A 21,114-nucleotide genomic window follows, 5' to 3' on the forward strand; every position below is an offset into this window, starting at 1 on the left:
GGGTCTCGGAAGGAATTTGGATCGGATCAGGGCCCATGAACGCCAACGAAGGATACGCGGCAGTAAAGTCTGCAGGAGACAATCTGTATATTGACCGAACCGTTCGGTCAATGGTATTTGAAATCCTGTGAGGAAACCGCCTGCAATAGCGGCCGCCCTCGGTTGCGTTTTATGGGGAGGCCTTGATGGCCATATCGAGAGACCAGACGGCTCGCGTCCTTCGCCAGGAAGTGGTGGAGGACCAGGTGGGCGGTGATGTTGTCTCCGAGACATCCGCCCCCGCCGCCGAGCAGCGGCGCGTTCATGTCGCCGAGGAAACGAAGCGTCCGACCCGCGAGGCGCCCGAGAACCCGGTGACCGACAAGCCGCCGGAGGCACCCGCCGCTGCGCCCAAATCCGGCAAGCGCAAATTCGTCCTGAGCGGCGTCGGCCTCGCGCTCGCGCTCGCCGTTGCGGGCTATGCCGGCTATTACACGCTGGTCGGCCGCTTCTACATCTCGACCGACGATGCCTATGTCCGGGCCAACAACACCATGCTCGGCGCGCGCGTTGCCGGCCACATCTCCTCGATCCTCGCCGGCGACAACACGCCCGTCCAGGCCGGCGACATCATCTTCCGCATCGACGACGGCGATTACAAAATCGCGGTCGAAGCCGCCGCGACCAAGATCGCGACCCAGCAGGCCACCATCGATCGCATCGGCCGCCAGGTCGCCGCCCTCGACAGCCAGGTCGCCCAGGCCAAGGCGCAGCTCGTCTCCGCGGAAGCGGGCCTCAAGCGCGCCGACCTCGATTATGAGCGCCAGCAGGCGCTGAGCAGCAAGGGCTTTGCCTCGCGCGCCACCTTCGAAAGCTCGGAAGCCGGGCGCGACCAGGGCGCCGCCGCGGTCAAGGCTGCAAAGGCCGCCTACGAGGTTGCCGTCAGCAATGTCGACGTGGCCAGAGCGCAGCAGGCCGAAGCGCAGGCTCAGCTTGCCGAGCTCAAGACGACGCTGGCCAAGGCCGAGCGCGACCTCGGCTTCACCGCGGTGCGCGCGCCCGTCACCGGCACGTTCTCGAACCGCCTGGTCAACACAGGCGACTTCGTCGCGGTCGGCCAGCGGCTCGGCAATATTGTGCCGCTGGACGACGTCTATATCGACGCGAATTTCAAGGAGACGCAGCTCAAGCGCATCCGTCCGGGACAGCCGGTGACGATCAAGGTCGATGCCTACGGCATGCGCAAGTTTTCCGGCGTGGTCGACAGCATCGCGGCGGGCGCGGGCTCGGTGTTCACGCTGCTGCCGCCCGACAACGCCACCGGCAACTTCACCAAGATCGTGCAGCGCGTGCCGGTCCGCATCCGCGTGCCCAAATCGGTGGCGAAGCAGAACCTGCTCCGCGCCGGCATGTCGGTCTACGCCACCGTCGACACCAACAAGGGCGCCGCCGACGCCGACAGCGAGGTCGACCTCGACGATCCCACCGCAGTCCATCCGAAGTAGGGTGGACCAGGCATGAGACGCAACACCCTGGCTGCGAGTGCAAGTGCGCTCCCTCTCCCGCTTGCGGGAGAGGGCTGGGGAGAGGGTGTCTCCTCCAGGGAGACTCCCCAAGAGGAGAAAGCCCTCACCCGCCGCGCTCTTCGAGCGCGTCGACCTCTCCCGCAAGCGGGAGAGGTAAGAGCCCGCCGCTCCAGTCAGAGCTGACACATGGCCACCGCCACCACCGCTTCACCTGCCATGATGGCGGATCCCGCATCGGAGCGCATTGCGCCGAAGCGGCTGTTCGCGTTCATCATCATGGTGTTCGGGATGTTCATGTCGATCCTGGACATCCAGATCGTCTCGGCCTCCTTGAGCGAAATCCAGGCCGGACTGTCGGCGAGCTCCAGCGAGGTCTCCTGGGTTCAGACCGCCTATTTGATCGCCGAGGTGATCGCGATCCCGCTGTCGGGTTTCCTGTCGCGCGCCTTCGGTACGCGGCTGTTGTTCGCGATCTCGGCCGCCGGCTTCACCTTCTCGAGCCTGCTCTGCGGCTTCGCCACGACGATCGAGGAGATGATCCTCTGGCGCGCGCTGCAGGGCTTCCTCGGCGCCGGCATGATCCCGACCGTGTTCGCTTCGGCCTACACCGTCTTCCCGCGCACGAAATTCCACATCGTCGGTCCCATCATCGGCCTCGTCGCGACGCTGGCCCCGACCATCGGGCCAACGGTCGGTGGCTACATCACCGACGCGATGTCGTGGAACTGGCTGTTCTTCATCAACGTCGTGCCCGGCATCGGCATTACATTGGGCGTGCTGGCGCTGGTCGATTTCGACGAGCCGCATTTCGAGCTGCTCGACCGCTTCGACTGGTGGGGCCTGCTGTTCATGGCCAGCTTCCTCGGCACGCTGGAATATGTGCTGGAGGAAGGCCCGCAATATCAATGGATGCAGGACACCTCGGTCGCGATCTGCGCCTGGATCTGCGCGATCTCGGCCATCGCGTTCTTCTGGCGCGTGTTCACGGCGGCCGAGCCGATCGTCAATCTGCGCACCTTCTCCGACCGCAATTTTGCCGTGGGATGCACGCTGCAATTCTGCATCGGCATCGGACTCTACGGCCTGACCTACATCTATCCGCGCTATCTCGCCGAAGTGCGCGGTTACAGCGCGCTGATGATCGGCGACACCATGTTCGTCTCCGGCATCACCATGTTCCTGGTGGCGCCCCTGGTCGGCCGGCTCATGGCCAAGCTCGACATGCGCTACATGATCGCGTTCGGCCTCGTCGTGTTCGCGATCGGCTCGTACCAGATGACCTGGATCACCCGCGATTATGATTTCTATGAACTGCTGGTGCCGCAGATCCTGCGCGGCATCGGCATGATGTTCGCGATGGTGCCGACCAACAACGTCGCACTCGGCACGCTGGCACCTGACAAGGTGAAGAACGCGAGCGGTGTGTTCAACCTGATGCGCAATCTCGGCGGCGCGCTCGGCCTTGCCGTCATCAACACCGTGCTCAACGACCGCACTGATCTGCATATCACCCGTCTGCAGGAGCGCGTGACCTGGGGCAACGCGACCGCGACCGAAACCCTGAGCATGTTCATGCAGAAATTTCAGGGACTTGGCGATTCCACGCTGATGGCCATGAAGCAGCTCAGCCAGATCGTTCATCGCCAGGCCGTGGTGATGAGCTTTGGCGATGCCTTCTTCATGCTGACGTTGTTCTATCTCGCCCTCAGCTTCCTGGTGGTGTTGCTGAAGCGGCCGCCGTCGCCGTTCGGCGCCGGCGGCGACGCGCACTAAATTGCAACACTCGTGCGTGATCTCGCACGCGCCCCGTTGCAATCGGCTGGCGACACATCTATAAAGCGCACCTCATTCATTCGAACCGGGGAGAGATTTGCATGATTTCGTCGCAATCGCAGATCGTACGCCCGCGCTCGATGATGACCTCGATCACGTTCTGGCTCGGTATGTACGCGGCCTGCTAGAGGCCTCTCCCGCCAGCTTCGATCGGGCCAAGGTCTTGGCCAAGCGTCCCGGTCGCTTCGTTTCCCAAGTCAAAATCAGTCTTACGTGACGCCGTTGCGGCCTTCGGGCCGACTTGCGTCCATCGATGGAGCCGGCGCGCGAAGCGGCCGGATGATGCCATGACCGCTCTGTCCAAGAAGCCCACGGCGATTCGCCTCGTGCTTCCCTTCGTGTTCAAGCACTGGCTGAAGCAGCCCGGGCGCGGCCTCGTCGTGGCCGGCGGCCTTTTGGGCGCAACCGCCGCGGATTTGTTCATGCCGGTCTTCTCCGGACACCTGATCGACGCGCTGACCCGCGGTCCGTCCGACCCCGATGCGCGGCACGCGGCCCTGGTCGCGTTCGGCGCCATCGTGGCGCTGGGTGCGGCCTCGATGGTGCTGCGGCTCGCAGGGCTGCAGGCGATCGTGCCGTTCACGCTGCAGATCATGTCCGAGGTCGCGCAGGAGGCGTTCACGCGCGTGCAGCGCTTCTCGACCGACTGGCACGCGAACTCCTTTGCCGGCTCCACGGTCCGCAAGATCACCCGCGGCATGTGGGCGCTCGACCTGCTCAATGACACGCTGCTGCTCGCGCTGTTGCCGTCTTTCGTCGTTCTGATCGGCTCGATGATCCTGCTCGGCGTGCACTGGGCCTCGCTCGGCGCGGTGATCGCGCTCGGTGCGCTGGCCTATGTCGCGATGACGGTGCTGTTCTCGACCCGCTACATCGCGCCGGCCGCGCGCGTCTCCAACGCATGGGACACCAAGATCGGCGGCACGCTGGCGGATGCGCTGACCTGCAACGCCGTGGTGAAATCCTTCGGCGCGGAGCTGCGCGAGGATGCGCGGCTCGCCCGCGTCATCAAGCGCTGGGGCGTGCGGGTGCGGCGGACCTGGTTTCGCTACAACTACACCGCCATGGCGCAGCTCACGCTGCTGCTGGCCTTGCGCGCCTCGGTGATCGGCGGCTCCGTGTTGCTGTGGGTCTCCGGCTACGCCTCGCCCGGCGACGTGACGTATGTGCTGACGAGCTATTACGTGATCCACGCCTATTTGCGCGACGTCGGCATGCACATCAACAACCTGCAGCGCTCGGTCAACGACATGGAGGAGCTGGTGGCGATCCACGACGAGCCGATCGGCATTGCCGATGCGGCCAACGCGCGGCCGATCGCGATCGCAGGCGGCGAGATCGTGTTCGACGACGTCACGTTCCACTATGGCGGCCATCGCGCGCCGCTCTATGACGGGCTGTCGCTGACGATCCGCGCCGGCGAGCGGGTCGGGCTCGTCGGCCGGTCCGGCTCCGGCAAGACCACGTTCGTGAAGCTGGTACAGCGGCTCTACGACGTCAGCGGCGGCCGGGTGCTGATCGACGGGCAGGATATCGCGCTGGCCACGCAGCAATCGCTGCGCAGCCAGATCGCGATCGTGCAGCAGGAGCCGATCCTGTTTCACCGCACGCTCGCCGAGAACATCGCCTATGGCCGGCCCGGCGCCAGCCTGGAAGCGATCGAGCAGGCGGCGCGGCTTGCCAATGCGCACGACTTCATCCTGCGCCTGCCGAAGGGCTACGGCACCTTGGTCGGCGAGCGCGGCGTCAAACTTTCGGGCGGCGAGCGGCAGCGCGTGGCGCTGGCGCGCGCCTTCCTGGCGGATGCGCCGGTGCTGATCCTGGACGAGGCGACCTCGAGCCTCGATTCGGAATCGGAGGCGCTGATCCAGGAGGCGATGGAGCGGCTGATGCAGGGGCGCACCTCGATCGTGATCGCGCACCGGCTGTCAACGGTGAAGAGCCTCGATCGCATCCTGGTGTTCGATCGCGGCGAGATCGTCGAGCAGGGCACGCATGCCGCGCTCGCGCGCAAGCCGGACGGCATCTATCGCAGCCTGTTCGAGCGCCAGGTGGTGGAGCTCGGACAGATCGCAGCAGCGGAATGACGCGCGTGGCCGGTGGACGAATGCCGGCCACGTCGCGTGAGGATGGAACGACATGAAAGACCTGACACACGGCTCCATCGTGAGACACATCCTGGCTATGGCGCCGCCGATCATGGTCGGCATGATCTCGATCATGATCTGCCAGCTGGTCGATCTGTATTTCGTATCTAGCCTCGGCGATGCCGCGGTTGCCGGCGTCGCCGCGGCCGGCAATGCCGGCTTCCTCGTCAACGCCTTGATGCAGGTGCTCGGCGTCGGCACGGTGGCGCTGATCGCACACGCCGTGGGACGCAAGGACCGGGCTGATGCAAACCTGATCTTCAACCAGGCAGTCGTGGCATCGGTGCTGGCCGGCCTCTTGACCCTCGTGATGGGTGCGGCGCTGTCGCGCCCCTACATGCGCTCGGTCGCGGCCGACCAGGCCACGATCGAGGCGGGGACCACTTACCTGCTGTGGTTCATGCCGGCGCTCGCGCTGGAATTCGCCATGCAGGTGCTGGCTTCGGCGCTTCGTGCGACCGGCATCGTGCGCCCCGCGATGGTCGTGCGCGCGCTCGCGGTTGCGATCAACATCGCGCTGGCGCCGGTGCTGATCTCGGGCTGGGGCACCGGCCATGCGCTCGGCGTCGCCGGCGCGGGGCTGGCGAGCTCGATCGCGGTCGCCGTCGGCGTGCTGGTGCTGCTGGTCTATTTCCGCAAGGTCGAGCGCTACGTCGCCTTCAACGCGGCGCAGTGGCGTCCACAGCCACGGCACCTGATGCGCATTCTCAATGTCGGCCTGCCGGCAGGCGGCGAATTTGCGATGATGTTCATCTTCATGGCGGTGGTCTATTACGTGCTGCGCGACTTCGGCGCGGCGGCGCAGGCCGGCTTCGGCATCGGGCAACGTGTGCTCGGCCTGATTCACATGCCTGCGCTCGCGATTGCGCTGGCGGCCGCGCCGATCGCTGGCCAGAATTTCGGCGCCGCCAATGGAGCGCGGGTGCGGGAAACCTTCGTCAAGACGGCGCTGCTGACCACCGTCGTGGCGGTCGGCTTCATGATCCTCGCGCAACTCAAGCCGGAGCTGCTGCTGGCCGGATTTTCCAACGACCGGGAGACGATGGAGGTCGCCTTCCTGTTCCTGCGGATCATCTCGCTGAATATGGTGGCGCAGGGCCTCATCTTCACCTGCTCCAGCATGTTCCAGGGCCTCGGCAACACCAAGCCTGTGCTGGTGAGCTCGGTGACGCGCGTGTTCACCTATTCGCTGCCGGTGCTCTGGCTGTCGACGCGGTCCGGCTTCCGCATCGAGCACGTCTGGTATCTCTCGATCGCGGCGACGACGCTGCAGGCCGGCTTGAGTCTGTGGCTGCTGCGCCGCGAGTTCGGCAAGCGCTTCGCGTCGCCGGACCAGGCCGCGGCGTCAGTGGAAACCGAGCCGGTCGCGCGTCCCGTCCGTGCTCCCGCGTAGCGAAAGTGACCTCCCGCCCACGGCTCCCGCCGGCTTGCGGGGCCGTGGGGTTAATGCGCGCCGATGCTGTTCCAGACGAGAGTGAGGCCCGACAGAAACAAGAGGCCGAGCACGACGTCGCCGAAATGCTTGTCGTTCAGCGCGTGATAGACGCGCGCGCCCGCCCATGCGCCGATCAGCGTGCCCGGAAACGCGACGGCCGCGAGCCAGACCACCTTGAAGGCGACGAGGCCCGACGCCGTCTGCAACACCAGCGCGGTGGCGAGCACCGTGAAGTTAAAGAGCTGGAAGATGCCGCGCCGCTCGTGCTTGCTCCAGCCGCGGACGTTGGCCCACAGGATCGGCAGCGGGCCGGACAGCCCGGCAAGTCCGCCCAGAATGCCGCCGGCAAAACCGATCGCGCCGTCGGCGATCCGGCCGCCGAACTTGAAGGCGAGCGGCCGCTTGTTCAGATAGAGCGCCGTGGAGAAAATCAGGATCAGCACGCCGACGCTCAGCTTGAACACCTCCGGGTCCGCGGAGGCGACCATCATGGTCCCGAGCGGCACGCCGATCAGTCCACCGATCAGGAACGGCCAGACCAGCGAGAGATCGAAATTCTTCCACATCGAGGGCAGCGTCGAGGTCTGCGCGATGACCGAGCAGATCAGCACCAGGGGCACCGCGAGCGAGGGCGGCAGCACGTAGAGCCAGATGCCGAGCGCCATCAGCGCCGTGCCGAAACCGGCCAGTCCCGAGACGAAGCCGCCGGCGAGCGCGCCGAGCAGCAGCAGGACGTAAGTGAGCGTTTCCAACGGATTGTCCTTGTCGCAAGGGAGCGACCCCACGGTTGATCGCACGGCTCGCATAACATGCCTGCCGGCATTGAGGTCAATCCATGCCGCATGCAAGCGTGATCTGCGGACGCTCCGTCGCCGCCATCGTCAATGACCTAGACGATCTGCCTTGTATCGGCAGGCTTCTGCAGCGCGCCGACGAGGATGCGCAACGCTTCCGTCAATTCCGATCTGTTCCGGGCGGCGCCGAGCGAGACGCGTGCCGCATGCGGCGGTGCCGCGTCGACGGTGAAGGCATCCCCGGCGACGACAGCAAGCCCATTCCGCAGGAGATGCGCGGCGAGATCGGGCCGCTCCTCCGGCAGTCGCAGCCACAGATGATGAGCGGCTGGCTTGGCGAGGAACTGAAATCCTTTCAGCGCACGTTGCGCGAGATGCTGGCGGCCGACCGCTTCGTTGCGGATGGCGTTGATGATGCGGTCGGCAACGCCGTTTTCGATCCAATGCGTCACCAGCGCGACCATCAGCGGCGCCGGCATCTGCACGGTCGCCTGCAGGGAGGTGCGCATGTGCCGCTGCGCGCCGCTGTCGGGCGTCACCAGATAGGCAACGCGCAGCGCCGGCGCGATGCATTTTGACAATGTCGTTGCAAGATAAGTCCGCTCCGGAATGAGGTTCGCGATCGGCGACGCCGAGCGGTCGAGCAGCCCGTAGGCATCGTCCTCGATCAGGATGGTGCCGGCATCGCGGATGATCTTCGCGACGGCGCCGCGCCGCTCGGCGGAAAGCGTCGCCGTGGTCGGGTTGTGCAGCGTCGGAATGAGATAGACGGCCTTCGGCTTGTGCACGCGGCACGCCTTTGCCAGCGCATCCGGCAGGATGCCGTCCTCATCCATGGGGACACCGACGAGCTTGACGCCGAGCAGTGCCGCGGCGGCCTTGATGCCGGGGAAGGTGAGCGCTTCGGTCAGCACGGTTTCGCCGGGCCGCGCAAGGTGGGCGAGAAGGTTGAAGAGGATCGTCTGCGCGCCGGGAAAGATCACCAGCCTGTCGGCCTGCGCATGCGGAACGCGGGCGCGCATCCAGCGCGCCGCGACCTCGCGCTCATGCGCGCTGCCGCCGGGCGGCTGGTAGTTGAGATACGCCGTCAGGCCCGATTGCGCGCGCAGGGCTTCCAGCCCGGCGATGATGCGCTTGTCGAGCTGCGCCTCCAGCGGGTGCGGCGGCACGTTCATCGACAGGTCGATCGCGACCGGGTGCGGCAGGTCGACCGCGCGCCGCGCGCTGGTCTCCGACACGAACGAGCCCTGTCCGACACGGGCTTCCATGATGCCGCGGCGCCGCGCCTCGGTGTAGGCGCGCGTCACCGTGGTGAGGTCGATGCCGAGTGCCTTTGCCAGCGCGCGCTGCGTCGGCAGCTGTTGACCGCGCACCAGCCTGCCGGCGGCGATGTCGGCCTCCATGGCTTCGACGATGCGCTGGTAGCGCGGGCCGGAAAGCTCCGAGATTGTAGGGATCCATTCCATGCAATTAGGCCCATAACCTTTGAATGTATGGATGCAAGATATTATTGTATGGATCATCGAAAAGGAAGAGGTGTGGTCATGTCTGTCTCTCTGGCGACGGTCTCTCTGGCCAAGGCAATGTGGCGCGGTTTCAGCGGCAAATGTCCGAATTGCGGGGAAGGGCACATGTTCGGCCGTTTCCTGAAAGTTACGCAGTCTTGCGACCGTTGCGGCGAGGAGCTGTTCCACCAGCGCGCCGACGACTTTCCTGCCTATCTCGTGATGGTGGTGGTCGGCCATCTCGTGGTGCCGGCGATCCTCGCGGTCGAGACCGCCTACGCGCCGCCGGAATGGCTGCAACTCGCGGTATGGCTGCCGGTGACGCTGTTCGCCTCGCTCGCGCTGCTGCAACCGACCAAGGGCGCCATCGTCGGCCTGCAATGGCAGCTCGGCATGCATGGTTTCGAGGCGAGCAAGCTGCGGCGCGACGCCGGCGAGCTTGCGCCGGTACTGGCGAAGGCGGACACACGCGCCGCCTGAGGCGGCGTTTACATCGCGCGGCTGTCCGCTACACTCCATCGTAGAAACAAGAACGATGGAAACGCCGATGGCCGCACGCGCGAAGACCTTCCTGCTCTGTCATGGCGCATGGTCCGGCGGATGGGCCTGGAAGAAGATGCATCCGCTGATGGCGCAGGCCGGCCACCGTCTGGTGGCGCCGACCTACACCGGGCTCGGCGAGCGCGCGCATCTAGCCAATCCGTCGGTCGATCTCGGCACGCATATCCAGGACATCCTCAACGTCATAGCTTTCGAGGATCTCAGCGACATCATCCTGCTCGGCCACAGCTATGGCGGCATGGTCGCGACCGGGGTCGCCGACCGCGCGCGCGAGCGCGTGACGCAATTGATCTATCTCGACGCCTTCGTGCCGCGTGACGGCCAGTCGCTGTTCGATCTCAACGAGGGCGGGCGCGAGCCGATGCGCAAGGCAGTCAGCTCGGGTGACGGCTATCGCATCCCGCCGAACCCGCCGCCGCCGGACACCGCGCAGGCCGATCTCGACTGGCTCAATGCGCGCCGCGTCCCGATGCCGATCAAGTGCTTCGAGACGCGCTTGAGGCTCGAACACGGCGAGCCGGCGATGCCGCGCAGCTATATCTATTGCACGCGCCTTCCGCCCGGCGATGTATTCGGCCAGTTTGCGCAGCGCACGAAGAGCGAGAAGGGCTGGCGCTATGTCGAGCTCGACGCCAGCCACGCGCCGAATGTGACGGCGCCGGAGGCGTTGATGGCAGTGTTGGAGAAGATTGTCGCCTAGTTCGTCATTCCGGGGCGCGACGAAGTCGCGAGCCCGGAATCCATTTCTCCACTGACTCTGCGGCGCGATGGATTCCGGGCTCTCGCTTCGCGAGCCCCGGAATGACACCATTCAATTGTTACGGCTCGGTCAAAATGGTGAGGGGCTCAGCGCATCAACGCCGAACCCCTCGTTGCTCCCTTGGCAAGACGCGTTTTCTTCACGCGAACCGGAAACCCACTTCGCTCGAAAACGCTTTAGAACATCAGCCGGCCTGTAAGCCGGGTTCTGTAGGGCACCGTCCGCTTGCGCGAACGATACGTGACGGCCATTCCTCTGGGACCATGTTTGCACAGGGCCTCGAGCAACCTACCCGGACGGCGGGCCTGACATCGCCCCGCGGCGTTATCGCTTTCGCGAACAGCCCGCATTTGCCGTCCCTATTCGGTTTTGCTCCCGGTGGGGTTTGCCATGCCGGCTCCGTTGCCGGAACCGCGGTGCGCTCTTACCGCACCTTTTCACCCTTACCTCGCCGAAGCCCCGAAGGGCGAAGGCGGGCGGTTCGTTCTCTGTGGCACTTTCCCTGGGGTCACCCCCGCCGGACGTTATCCGGCACCGCATGTCAAGGGAGCCCGGACTTTCCTCCCCGGCGGCCTTTCGGCACCTGCCGGAGCGGCCGTCCAGCCGACTGACGGCTTAGGCATGGGCATTTGTGACGGTTTCGTCAAGCCGATATCGCGAGGCACGCTCGGCCAGAAATAATTTATCCTGAAGATGTCGTTCGGCGCGTGGCCCGTTCGACTGGATGTCGGCGATCCAGCCGAACAACAGGAGTGAAGCGATGCAATACCTGCTGATGATCTACCAGAATGAGGTCGAGTACGCGAAGAATGATGAGGCGACCAGCCAGAAGATGCTGGCCGAATACCAGACCTTCACGCAGTCCATCATCCAGAGCGGCAATTTCAAGGCCGGCGACCGCCTGCAGCCGACCACGACCGCAACGACCGTGCGTGTGCGCGAGGGCAAGACGCTGACGACCGATGGTCCGTTCGCGGAAACGCGCGAGCAGCTCGGCGGCTATTACCTGATCGAGGCCAAGGACCTCAATGCGGCCATCGAGATTGCAGCGCGGATTCCCAGCGCACGCATCGGCTCGATCGAGGTGCGGCCGATCTGGGTCTACGACAAGTGACGGCGAAGCCGTCATGACCCCTGGCGAGATCGACAAAATCTTCCGCGACGAGGCGGGGCGGGCGCTGGCCACGCTGATCCGTCTCGTCGGCGATTTCGATCTTGCCGAGGACGCGCTTCAGGATGCGTTTGCGGTCGCGCTGGAACGCTGGGCGTGTGAGGTCCCCGACAATCCGCGCGCCTGGCTCGTCAACGTCGCCAAGCACAAGGCGATCGATCGCATCCGCCGACAGGCTGTCTTCCGCGGCAAGCAGCACGCGCTCGTGCATGAGCTCGAGCTCAATGCGCTTGGCCCCGGCGAGCCGATCGCAACGCTTGACGACGACATGCTGCGGCTGATCTTCACCTGCTGCCACCCTGCGTTCGCGCCCGAGGTGCAGGTCGCGCTGACGCTGCGTACCGTCTGCGGGCTGTCGATGGCGCAGGTGGCACGCGCCTTCCTCATCAGTGAAGAGGCGGTGGCGCAGCGGCTCGTCCGCGCCAAGCAGAAGATCAGGCTTGCCGGCATCCCCTATGAGGTGCCGGAGCGTGAGGCGCTAGCGCCTCGGCTCGATGGCGTGCTCGCCGTGATCTATCTCGTCTTCACCGAAGGCTATGTCGCGACCGAGGGCGCGGACCTGATGCGGCCCGACCTGGCGACCGAGGCGATCCGGCTCGGCCGCCTGCTGAACAGGCTGATGCCCGATCGCGCCGGCATCACAGGTCTGCTGGCTCTGATGCTGCTACACGACGCGCGCCGCGGCGGGCGACAGACGCCGGCCGGCGACATCGTCCTGCTCGAAGAGCAGGACCGCGCGTTGTGGGACCGCGCGCAGATCGAGGAGGGCCTACGTCTGGTGGAGGACGCGCTGCGCGTGCCGGGCCGGCCGCAGCCCTATGCCGTGCAAGCGGCGATCGCAGCGCTGCATGCGCGTGCGACGAGCTTCGAGGCGACCGATTGGCCGCAGATCGCAGGGTTGTACGAAGTGCTTCTGCGCATCAATCCGTCACCCGTGATCGAGCTCAACCATGCCGCCGCGCTGTCGATGGTCGACGGGCCGGCACGAGCACTCGATCTCGTCGATGCCATCGCCGCGCGCGGCGGGCTTCGCGGCTATGAGCTGTTGCCCGCCGTGCGCGCAGATCTGTTGCGACGGCTCGGCCGCAAGGCCGAAGCGCGCGAGGCGTATCGTGCGGCGACCGAGGCGACGCAGCTGGAACCGCTGCGGCGACTCTATGCGCGGCGGATGAGAGAGATGGAGTAATGCTCACACACGTCATTGCGAGGAGCGAAGCGACGAAGCAATCCAGACTGTGTCCAAGGAGATAGTCTGGATTGCTTCGCTTCGCTCGCAATGACGGGGGATGGAGTGCTATTTCGACGCGACCGTCGTCCCCTCTGGCGGCAGGCTCGCCAGCAGCGCCTGCAAGGTCGAGAGCGTCGAATGATCCGCAACTCCATCGAGCTTTGCCGGACGGAAATGGCGCTGGAAGGCAGTGACGACTTCCATTGTCGCGGCGTCGTACTTGCCGTTTAGGGGAACGCCATAGCCGTACCTTGCGAGTGCCTGCTGCATGCTCAGCACCGCATCGCTGATGGTACCGAGCATCAGGGTCTCGCCGCGGACGATCGGCGCGGGCGTCACCCAGTGGCCGACACCGGAATTGGCCAGCGAATGCCACGGAAATTTCTCGCCGGGATCCTTCTTGCGGGCGGGCGCGACGTCGGAATGGCCGAGCACCCGGTGCGCCGGCACCTTGCGGCGGAGCATGATGCCGCGGCACAGCGCGATCACGGCCGCGATCTGGCGCAGCGGAAACTCAGGATAGCCCCAGTCGTGGCCGCGATTGATGATCTCGATTCCGATCGAGCAGGAGTTGATGTCGTCCTCGCCGGCCCAGGAGGAGACGCCCGCGTGCCAGGCGCGCTTCGACTCAGCCACGCATTGCACGATGCGGCCATCCTCCAGCACGACATAATGCGCCGACACTTCGGTGCCGGCCGTGCAGAGGCGCGCTAGCGCGCCCTCGACATCGGGCATGCCAGTGTAGTGCAGCACGATCATGTCCGGCTGCCGCCCCTTGTTGCGCTCGCCATAGTTCGGCGAGGGGATGATGTCCGAGACGATCGAGGAATCGGGCTCGAACGTCCGCAGGCCCGCCACGGTCTTGGGAACCGGGAGAACGCGGTGACGCTTCGAATCAGATCCAGGCGTGGACGAACCCGAGGGCATGAGCAGCTCAAATCGACGGAGAGTGGGGCAAGCCCTTCTCTTTACTATTCCTTTACCCTCCATCGCGCGCAATCGCGCGGCGCGGTTAACGGATTCATTTTGGCGATGTGTGTGGATGACGCATCACCCCATCGTCACCTTTTCCACTTGTCACGAACCGAGCAACGCTTTCTTAACGCTAAGGGCCGTTACTGAGGGATGAAGAGCCGACCCGCGTCCGGAGGCGGCCAAAGCGTATTTTGGCTCGAAATCCCATGGCTGCCCGACAAATTCCACTGGGAACACTGGGTTTGTGGCCCGGGACGGCCGGGCTCGGTAACCATGCTGGACGAGGGCTTTGTCGTGGAACCGCCGCGACGCGCAATGATTCGAGGCGTTATGGGCTTCTTCGGCCCCGATCTCGCTTGGGGCTCAGGCGGGGCGGTCGGCAGGCGTGGCGCATGAGCTCGGTTCCGCATATCCCCGTTCTTGGCCGTGAGGCGATCGCGCATCTCGCCCCGCGTGAGGGCGGCGTCTACGTCGATGCCACCTTTGGGGCCGGCGGCTATAGCCGCGCGATCCTGGACGTGCCGGGAACCCGACTGATTGCCATCGATCGCGACCGCACCGCGATTGCCGGAGGTGCCGAGCTGGTCGAACGCGCCGCGGGCCGGCTGACGCTGGTCGAGGACCGCTTCTCCAATCTCGCCGAAGTCTGCGCGGTGCAGGGCTTCGATGGCGTTGACGGCGTCGTGATGGATGTCGGCGTGTCCTCGATGCAGCTCGACCAGGCCGGGCGCGGCTTCTCCTTCCGCCTCGACGGTCCGCTCGACATGCGGATGGGACAGACAGGTCCGACCGCGGCCGACGTCGTCGCGCGCGCCTCGGAAGGCGATCTCGCCGACATCATCTATCTCTTCGGCGAGGAGCGGCATTCGCGCCGCATCGCCCGCGCCATCGTGGCGGACCGGCAGGAAACTCCATTCACCACCACGCGCGCGCTCGCCGATCTCGTCGGCAGGGTGGTGCGATCGAAACCGGGGGACATTCACCCTGCGACACGGACGTTCCAGGCGCTGCGCATCTTCGTCAACGAAGAGCTCGAGGAACTCCGGACGGCGCTCGCTGCGGCCGAGCGTGTACTCAAGCCCGGCGGCCGCCTCGTCGTCGTCTCGTTCCATTCGCTGGAAGATCGCATCGTCAAGAATTTCCTCGCCGAGCGCTCCAAGACCGGCGGCGGCTCGCGGCACCTGCCGGAAGTCGCGCAAATTGCGCCGAGTTTCCAGCTGCTGACGCGGCGGCCGGTCGTGGCCGGCGAGGACGAAGTTGCGCAAAATCCGCGCGCGCGCTCGGCAAAGCTGCGCGCCGCCGAGCGCACCGCGGCGCCGGCGCATGAGACCGATGAGGCATCGTTCTGGCCGAAGCTCGCCGACGTGATGAGGGGCGGCTAGCGCATGCGCATAATCCACCTCCTCGTCATCGGTGCGCTGATCTTCGCAGCCGCCCATGTCTACCGGATCAAGATGGACTCCACGGCGCGTACCGAGAAGGTACTGCGGCTGCGTGCGGAGATTCGCGAGCAGCGCGATGCGATCGCGGCGCTGCGGGCCGAATGGGCCAAGCTCGATGCGCCGCAGCGGCTGCAAGGCCTGTCCGACCGGCATCTGCACCTCAAGCCGGTCAATGGCACGCAATATGACTCGCTGAAGAGCCTGCCGGAGCGTCCGCCGCGGATGTTCAGGCCGGGCGAGCCCGATCCGATCGGCGCCATGCTCAAGACCATCGAAGCCGCCAGCGACCCTGATACGGTGACGGGCTCCGTGCCTCAGCCCGAGGACAAGCAATGAGCCCGGCAACGCCTGCAAAACCCACCGAAAAGTCGGCCGAGCGGTCAGTTGAACCTTGGCGGCAGCGGCTGATCCGAAGCATGCTCTACGGGCGCAACGTCGATCGCGCTGCGAAGGCGCGCGCGCGCGTGGGCCTCGCGATGCTCGCCTTCGCTTCGGTCTATGCCCTGATCGGTGGGCGGCTCGTGATGTTCGCGATCGGCGCCGACGCCCACAGCGCGCGCCGCGCCGCCGCGCAGGAGGTGGTTGCGACCGCGCGGCCCGACATCGTCGATCGCAACGGCGCCATCCTTGCGACCGACGTCAAGGCGGCGAGCCTGTTCGGTGAGCCGCGCCGCATCATCGACAAGGACGAGGCGATCGAGCTCCTGACCGCGACCATTCCCGACCTCGATGAGGCCGAGGTGCGCGAGCGCTTGAAGACGCGCAAGGGCTTCGTCTGGCTGAAGCGCGAGGTCACCGCGGCGCAGCAGCAGGCCGTCCACAAGCTCGGCATTCCCGGCATCGGCTTCCTGCGCGAGAACAAGCGCGTCTATCCGACCGGCAACGAGGTCGCCCACCTCATTGGTCTCGTCAATATCGACAACCAAGGTATCGCCGGCCTCGAGAAGTGGCTCGACAATCAGGGGCTCGCCGACCTCCACCGCGCCGGCTTTGCCACTGACCGGTTGCAGAAGCCGATCGAGCTCGCGGTCGATCTGCGGGTCGAGCATGCGCTGCGCGACGAGCTGTTGAAGGCCAAGGACAAGTTCCACGCCAAGGCCGCCTCCGGCATCGTCTCCAACGTCAAGACCGGCGAGATCGTGGCGATGGTCTCGCTGCCGGATTTCGATCCCAACAATCCGAAGGAAGCGCACGACCCCGACCGCATCAACCGCCTCACCACCGGCGTCTACGAGATGGGCTCGACCTTCAAGGCGTTCACGCTGGCGATGGGGCTCGATTCCGGCAAGATCAATCTGAACTCGATGTGGGACGCGCGCGGAAACCTGCATTACGGCAAGTTCACGATCCACGACAGCCATCCGCTCGGGCGCTTCATCAACACCAAGGAAGTGTTCACCTACTCCTCCAACATCGGTGCGGCACGGATCGCGCTCAACCAGGGCGTCGAGGCGCACAAGGCGTTTCTCGCAAAGATGGGCCAGATGACGCGGCTGCGCACCGAATTGCCGGAGAGCGCGGCGCCGCTGCTGCCGCGGCGCTGGAGCGAGCTGAACACGGTCACCGCCGCGTTCGGCCAAGGCCTGTCGGTGGCACCGCTGCAGGCGGTGATGGGCATCAACGCGCTGGTGAACGGCGGCTATCTGATTCCGCCGACATTCCTGAAGCGCAGCGAATCCGAAGCCCAGGCGATGGCCAAGCGCGTCATTAAGCCGGAGACCAGCGACAAAATGCGGTTCCTGATGCGGCTCAATGCCGAAGTCGGCTCGGCGAGAAAGGCGGACGTCAAGGGCTACTACGTCGGCGGCAAGACCGGCACGTCCGAGAAGGTTATCAACGGCCGCTACGCCAAGAAGCGCGTGCTCAACTCCTTCACCGCCATCCTGCCCTGCGATGATCCCAAATATCACGTCCTGATCATGCTGGACGAGCCGCAGGCACTGCCCGAAACGCATGGTTTCATCACCTCGGGCTGGAACGCGGTGCCGACCGGCGGCAAGGTGATCGAGCGGATTGCCCCGCTTCTGGGGGTCGAGCCACGATTCGAGCTGCCGCCTGCGGAGCGCCTTATTCTTGCAGCATCCAGGACAACCCAGTAATCAACCGGGTGGGCCATTGCCGCTGCTGAGTCGGGATTTTCCTTAGGATTCGGCTTTCCGGCAGGGCATGTCGACTGGAACACCATGAAGCTGCGCGACCTCTTGGGTCAGGACGTTACGGGCAATGATGCCGCAATCGAGCCCGCTGCGGCGGCGCTCGAGGTGAGCGGCGTTGCGCTCGACAGCCGCGTGGTCCAGCCGGGTAATCTCTTCTTCGCGCTCGCAGGCAGCAAGACCGACGGCGCCCGCTTCATCGATGCTGCGATTGCGGCGGGCGCGGTGGCCGTCGTCGGCGACCATGCACCGGACGCCTGCAAGGTGCCGTTCATCGCTGTCGCCAATCCACGCCGCGCGTTGGCACTGGCTGCGGCCAGATTTTTCCCGGCGCAGCCTGCGACGATCGCCGCGGTGACCGGAACCAGCGGCAAGACCTCGGTCGCCGCGTTCACGCGCCAGATCTGGGAGCGGCTCGGGCATGCCTCCGCCAGCATCGGCACCATCGGTCTGGTGTCGCAAAAGCGCACCGTCTACGGCTCGCTGACCACGCCGGATCCGATCGCGCTGCACCGGCAGTTAGACGAGATCGCGCGCGAGGACGTCACGCATCTCGCCTTCGAGGCGTCCTCGCACGGGCTCGACCAATATCGCCTCGACGGCGTGCGCATCTCGGCCGGCGGCTTCACCAATCTCTCGCGCGACCACATGGATTACCATCCGACCGTTGCGCATTATCTCGCGGCCAAGCTCCGCCTGTTCCGCGAGCTGGTGCCGCCTAATGGCGCCGCGGTGATCTCGGCCGATCATGATTGCTCGGCGGAGGCGATCGATGCGGCGAGATCGCGCGGCCTGCGCGTCATGGCGGTGGGTCGCAACGGCGATGGGGCAGGCGAGGGCATCCGCCTCACCGCGGCATTGGTCGAAGGCTTCTCGCAAAAACTCACGGTCCAACATCGCGGCAGGGCTTACGCGATCCGGCTGCCGCTGGTCGGCGAATTCCAGATCGAGAACGCGCTGGTATCGGCCGGCCTTGCCATCGGCACGGGCAGCGATGCTGAAAACGTGTTTGCGAGCCTCGAACATCTCGAAGGCGCCAAGGGCCGGCTCGAACGCGTCGGCGAGCGCAACGGCGCGCCGATCTTCGTCGACTACGCGCACAAGCCCGATGCGCTCGCGAAGGCGCTGCAGGCGCTGCGGCCGTATGCGAAGCGCAGGCTGGTCGTCGTGTTCGGCGCCGGCGGCGACCGCGATGCCGGCAAGCGTCCGATCATGGGCGAGATCGCGGCGGAGAACGCCGACGCCGTGATCGTCACCGACGACAATCCGCGCAGCGAGAAGCCCGAAGCGATCCGCGCCGCGATCCTCGCCGCCGCAAAGGGCGCGCGCGAGATCGGCGACCGCGCCGAGGCGATCCGCGCCGCGATCGAGGACTTGCAGGAGGGCGATGCGCTGCTGATTGCCGGCAAGGGCCACGAGACCGGGCAGATCGTCGGCGGCGAGGTGCTGCCTTTCAGTGATCACGAGGCGGTTGCCGCCGCATTAGCGACGAGGGTTGCATGAGCGGGCCAATATGGACGGTTGCCGAGGTCGCCCGCGCGCTGGGCGTGGCCGGATCGTTCCCGAATACGCCGATCGATTTCGTCACCCAGGACAGTCGGCTGGTGAAGCCGGGCGGCCTGTTCGTTGCGCTGAGCGGCACCCCGAGCGGCGGCTTCGTCTCGGCTTTCGCCAGCGCGCGCGACGGCTGGGAGTTCGCCGACAAGGCGGAAGCCGCGGGCGCCGTCGCGATGATCGTGCCGCACGAGATCGCGGGCATCCGCATTCCCCAGATCGTCGTCAAGGACACGCTGATCGACGGCCTCTGGGGCCTCGCGCGCGCTGCACGCGCGCGCTTCAATGGCCCCGTGATCGGGCTGACCGGCAGCGCCGGCAAGACCAGCACCAAGGAATTTCTCGCCGCCTATCCGAACGCCTATGCCAGTCCCTCGAGCTTCAACAATTTCTGGGGCGTGCCGCTGACGCTGTGCAATGCCAGGCGGGACGCCAGCCTCTGGGTCGTCGAGATGGGCATGAACCAGAAGGGCGAGATCGCCCGGCTCAGCGAGCTCACGCAGCCGACCGTCGCGCTCGTCGTCAACGTTCAGCCGGTGCATCTGGAAAAGCTCGGCTCCCTCGAAGCCATCCGGCGCGAGAAGGTGTCGATCGCGCTCGGACTGCCCGAGAACGGCGTGCTGGTGCTGCCCGCCGGAATCAAGGCTTCCGAGTGGAAAGGCAAGGTGGTGCGCTTCGGCGGCGAGCATGCCGAGGTGCACGAGGTCGCGCACAAGCCGCACGGCGAGAGCTGGCAAGTCGTGGCCGCGATCGGCAGGAAGGAGATCGCCTTCAGCCTCACCCCTGGCGCGCCGCACCGGGTGCACAATGCGCTGGCCGCGCTCGCCGCCGTTCACGCCGCGCATCTCGACGTCGCGACGCTCGCGGTCAAGCTCGACCGCGTCGGCATCATGACCGGCCGCGGCGTCGAGCAGGCGGTCGGCGACATCACCGTGATCGACGACAGCTTCAACGGCAATCCGGCCAGCGTGGCCGCGGCGCTGCAAAGCCTGCAGGCGCGCAACATGAGCGGCGGCCGCCGCATCGCGATTCTCGGCGACATGCTCGAGCTCGGCGAGGATGCGCCGAGCTATCACACCGGCCTCGCCAGTCATCTCGACGGCATCGACGGCGTCTATTGCGTCGGTCCCCTGATGCGCCACCTCTATGATGTCCTGCCCTCAGGCAAGGGGCTCGGCTGGCACGACGATCCCGCCACGCTAGAGCCGGGCGAGGTCGCAAATCTGCTGAAGGCAGGCGACGTCGTGGTTGTCAAGGGCAGCAAGAAGATGTTCTGGGTCAACAAGTTTGTGCCGGGGCTGGTGGCCGCCTTGCAGGCAAAGGCGTAAACTGCTTGAAGGCGCCGTTCCCGAATCTCGCCCCTTGCGGCAGGAAGCCGTCCGTTTTCCGAAACGCGCGGCCCATGACGAAGACCAGCGAATGCGCGTGAGGCACCTGACGTGCAAAGGCGCCATAGGACCGTCTGAATGTTTTACTGGCTGATCGAGCTTTCCAACACATTTCCGGGCTTCGGTGCCTTTCGCACGGTCCTGAACGTCTTCCGCTACATCACCTTCCGCACCGGCGGCGCCATCGTGACCGGCGCGCTGTTCGTGTTCCTGTTCGGCCCCTGGATCATCGATCACTTGCGCATCCGTCAGGGCAAGGGCCAGCCGATCCGCACCGATGGTCCGCAATCGCATCTCGCCAAGAAGGGCACGCCCACCATGGGCGGGCTGATGATCCTGTCCGGGCTCACGGTCGGCACGGTGCTGTGGGCCAATCCGCTCAACCCCTATGTCTGGATCGTGCTGGCGGTGACGCTCGGCTTCGGCTTCGTCGGCTTCTATGACGATTACCTCAAGGTGACCAAGCAGACCACGACCGGGTTCGGCAGCAAGCTTCGCCTGCTGATCGAAGCCGTCATCGCGCTGGTCGCCTGCTACGCGCTGGTGCGGCTCAACCGCGATCCCGCCTCGACCGCGCTGACGATTCCCTTCCTGAAGGATACCGTGCTGCATTTCGGCTGGTTCTTCGTCGTCTTCGGCGCCTTCGTCATCGTCGGTGCCGGC

Annotated in this window: 17 protein-coding genes and 1 other RNA gene; 14 read left to right on the forward strand and 4 right to left on the reverse strand. The window is 65.7% G+C overall.

Annotation, left to right across the window (positions count from 1 at the left end; genetic code table 11):
• Positions 1-185 precede the first annotated feature (185 nt).
• From HZZ16_RS11460 to HZZ16_RS11475, 4 genes are all read left to right on the forward strand, one after another.
• Positions 186-1,484, forward strand: a complete 1,299-nt coding sequence (locus HZZ16_RS11460) for an HlyD family secretion protein (protein ID WP_197948556.1) — start codon at positions 186-188, stop codon at positions 1,482-1,484.
• Positions 1,485-1,691: 207 nt separating this feature from the next.
• Positions 1,692-3,278 carry a DHA2 family efflux MFS transporter permease subunit gene (locus tag HZZ16_RS11465; RefSeq protein ID WP_197948557.1) on the forward strand — a complete coding sequence of 529 codons (1,587 nt, stop codon included), beginning with the start codon at positions 1,692-1,694 and terminating at the stop codon, positions 3,276-3,278.
• A 347-nt stretch (positions 3,279-3,625) separates the two neighbouring features.
• Positions 3,626-5,425 (forward strand): ABC transporter ATP-binding protein, encoded by a 1,800-nt coding sequence (locus tag HZZ16_RS11470; RefSeq protein WP_197948558.1) that lies wholly within the window; start codon positions 3,626-3,628, stop codon positions 5,423-5,425.
• Between the two features lie 52 nt (positions 5,426-5,477).
• Positions 5,478-6,878, forward strand: a complete 1,401-nt coding sequence (locus HZZ16_RS11475; protein ID WP_197948559.1) for an MATE family efflux transporter — start codon at positions 5,478-5,480, stop codon at positions 6,876-6,878.
• Positions 6,879-6,928: 50 nt separating this feature from the next.
• On the opposite strand, the gene HZZ16_RS11480 is transcribed toward HZZ16_RS11475, so the two are convergent.
• Together HZZ16_RS11480 and HZZ16_RS11485 are read right to left on the reverse strand one after the other, a co-directional pair.
• Positions 6,929-7,672 carry a sulfite exporter TauE/SafE family protein gene (locus HZZ16_RS11480; protein ID WP_197948560.1) on the reverse strand — a complete coding sequence of 248 codons (744 nt, stop codon included), beginning with the start codon at positions 7,670-7,672 and terminating at the stop codon, positions 6,929-6,931.
• Between the two features lie 137 nt (positions 7,673-7,809).
• Positions 7,810-9,180 carry an aminotransferase-like domain-containing protein gene (locus tag HZZ16_RS11485; protein WP_197948561.1) on the reverse strand — a complete coding sequence of 457 codons (1,371 nt, stop codon included), beginning with the start codon at positions 9,178-9,180 and terminating at the stop codon, positions 7,810-7,812.
• A gap of 48 nt (positions 9,181-9,228) precedes the next feature.
• Here HZZ16_RS11485 and HZZ16_RS11490 point away from each other — a divergent pair, with 48 nt between their 5' ends.
• Complete coding sequence (locus HZZ16_RS11490) at positions 9,229-9,699, forward strand: DUF983 domain-containing protein (RefSeq protein ID WP_197948562.1); 471 nt, start codon at positions 9,229-9,231, stop codon at positions 9,697-9,699.
• 67 nt (positions 9,700-9,766) lie between these two features.
• The gene (locus HZZ16_RS11495; protein ID WP_197948563.1) at positions 9,767-10,480 is read left to right on the forward strand and encodes an alpha/beta fold hydrolase; all 714 of its coding nucleotides are present in this window, start codon (positions 9,767-9,769) and stop codon (positions 10,478-10,480) included.
• A 240-nt stretch (positions 10,481-10,720) separates the two neighbouring features.
• Here the strand turns inward: HZZ16_RS11495 and rnpB are convergent.
• An RNA gene (gene rnpB, locus HZZ16_RS11500) (RNase P RNA component class A) lies at positions 10,721-11,151 on the reverse strand.
• Positions 11,152-11,300: 149 nt separating this feature from the next.
• On the opposite strand from rnpB, the gene HZZ16_RS11505 reads away from it, so the two are divergent.
• Positions 11,301-11,654, forward strand: a complete 354-nt coding sequence (locus HZZ16_RS11505) for a YciI family protein (protein ID WP_197948564.1) — start codon at positions 11,301-11,303, stop codon at positions 11,652-11,654.
• 13 nt (positions 11,655-11,667) lie between these two features.
• Complete coding sequence (locus tag HZZ16_RS11510; RefSeq protein ID WP_197948565.1) at positions 11,668-12,897, forward strand: RNA polymerase sigma factor; 1,230 nt, start codon at positions 11,668-11,670, stop codon at positions 12,895-12,897.
• Between the two features lie 108 nt (positions 12,898-13,005).
• Here the strand turns inward: HZZ16_RS11510 and HZZ16_RS11515 are convergent, their stop codons facing one another.
• A complete protein-coding gene (locus HZZ16_RS11515; protein ID WP_197948566.1) occupies positions 13,006-13,866 on the reverse strand; it encodes an N-acetylmuramoyl-L-alanine amidase in 861 nt (286 codons plus the stop codon).
• 440 nt (positions 13,867-14,306) lie between these two features.
• On the opposite strand from HZZ16_RS11515, the gene rsmH reads away from it, so the two are divergent.
• The 6 genes from rsmH to HZZ16_RS11545 form a co-directional block, all read left to right on the forward strand.
• Positions 14,307-15,296, forward strand: a complete 990-nt coding sequence (gene rsmH / locus HZZ16_RS11520) for a 16S rRNA (cytosine(1402)-N(4))-methyltransferase RsmH (protein WP_197948567.1) — start codon at positions 14,307-14,309, stop codon at positions 15,294-15,296.
• A gap of 3 nt (positions 15,297-15,299) precedes the next feature.
• Positions 15,300-15,692, forward strand: a complete 393-nt coding sequence (gene ftsL / locus HZZ16_RS11525) for a cell division protein FtsL (protein ID WP_197948568.1) — start codon at positions 15,300-15,302, stop codon at positions 15,690-15,692.
• Entirely contained in the window at positions 15,689-17,455 is a 1,767-nt protein-coding gene (locus HZZ16_RS11530; protein WP_197948569.1) for a peptidoglycan D,D-transpeptidase FtsI family protein, read from the forward strand. The genes ftsL and HZZ16_RS11530 overlap by 4 nt, the downstream gene beginning before the upstream one ends.
• An 84-nt stretch (positions 17,456-17,539) precedes the next feature.
• Positions 17,540-19,012 (forward strand): UDP-N-acetylmuramoyl-L-alanyl-D-glutamate--2,6-diaminopimelate ligase, encoded by a 1,473-nt coding sequence (locus tag HZZ16_RS11535; protein WP_197948570.1) that lies wholly within the window; start codon positions 17,540-17,542, stop codon positions 19,010-19,012.
• Complete coding sequence (locus HZZ16_RS11540) at positions 19,009-20,391, forward strand: UDP-N-acetylmuramoyl-tripeptide--D-alanyl-D-alanine ligase (RefSeq protein WP_197948571.1); 1,383 nt, start codon at positions 19,009-19,011, stop codon at positions 20,389-20,391. The genes HZZ16_RS11535 and HZZ16_RS11540 overlap by 4 nt, the downstream gene beginning before the upstream one ends.
• A gap of 138 nt (positions 20,392-20,529) precedes the next feature.
• A partial coding sequence (locus HZZ16_RS11545) for an MraY family glycosyltransferase (protein WP_512699521.1) occupies positions 20,530-21,114 on the forward strand: 585 nt, incomplete at its 3' end.

Source organism: Bradyrhizobium glycinis (genome assembly GCF_016031655.1).
Taxonomy (GTDB): domain Bacteria; phylum Pseudomonadota; class Alphaproteobacteria; order Rhizobiales; family Xanthobacteraceae; genus Bradyrhizobium; species Bradyrhizobium glycinis.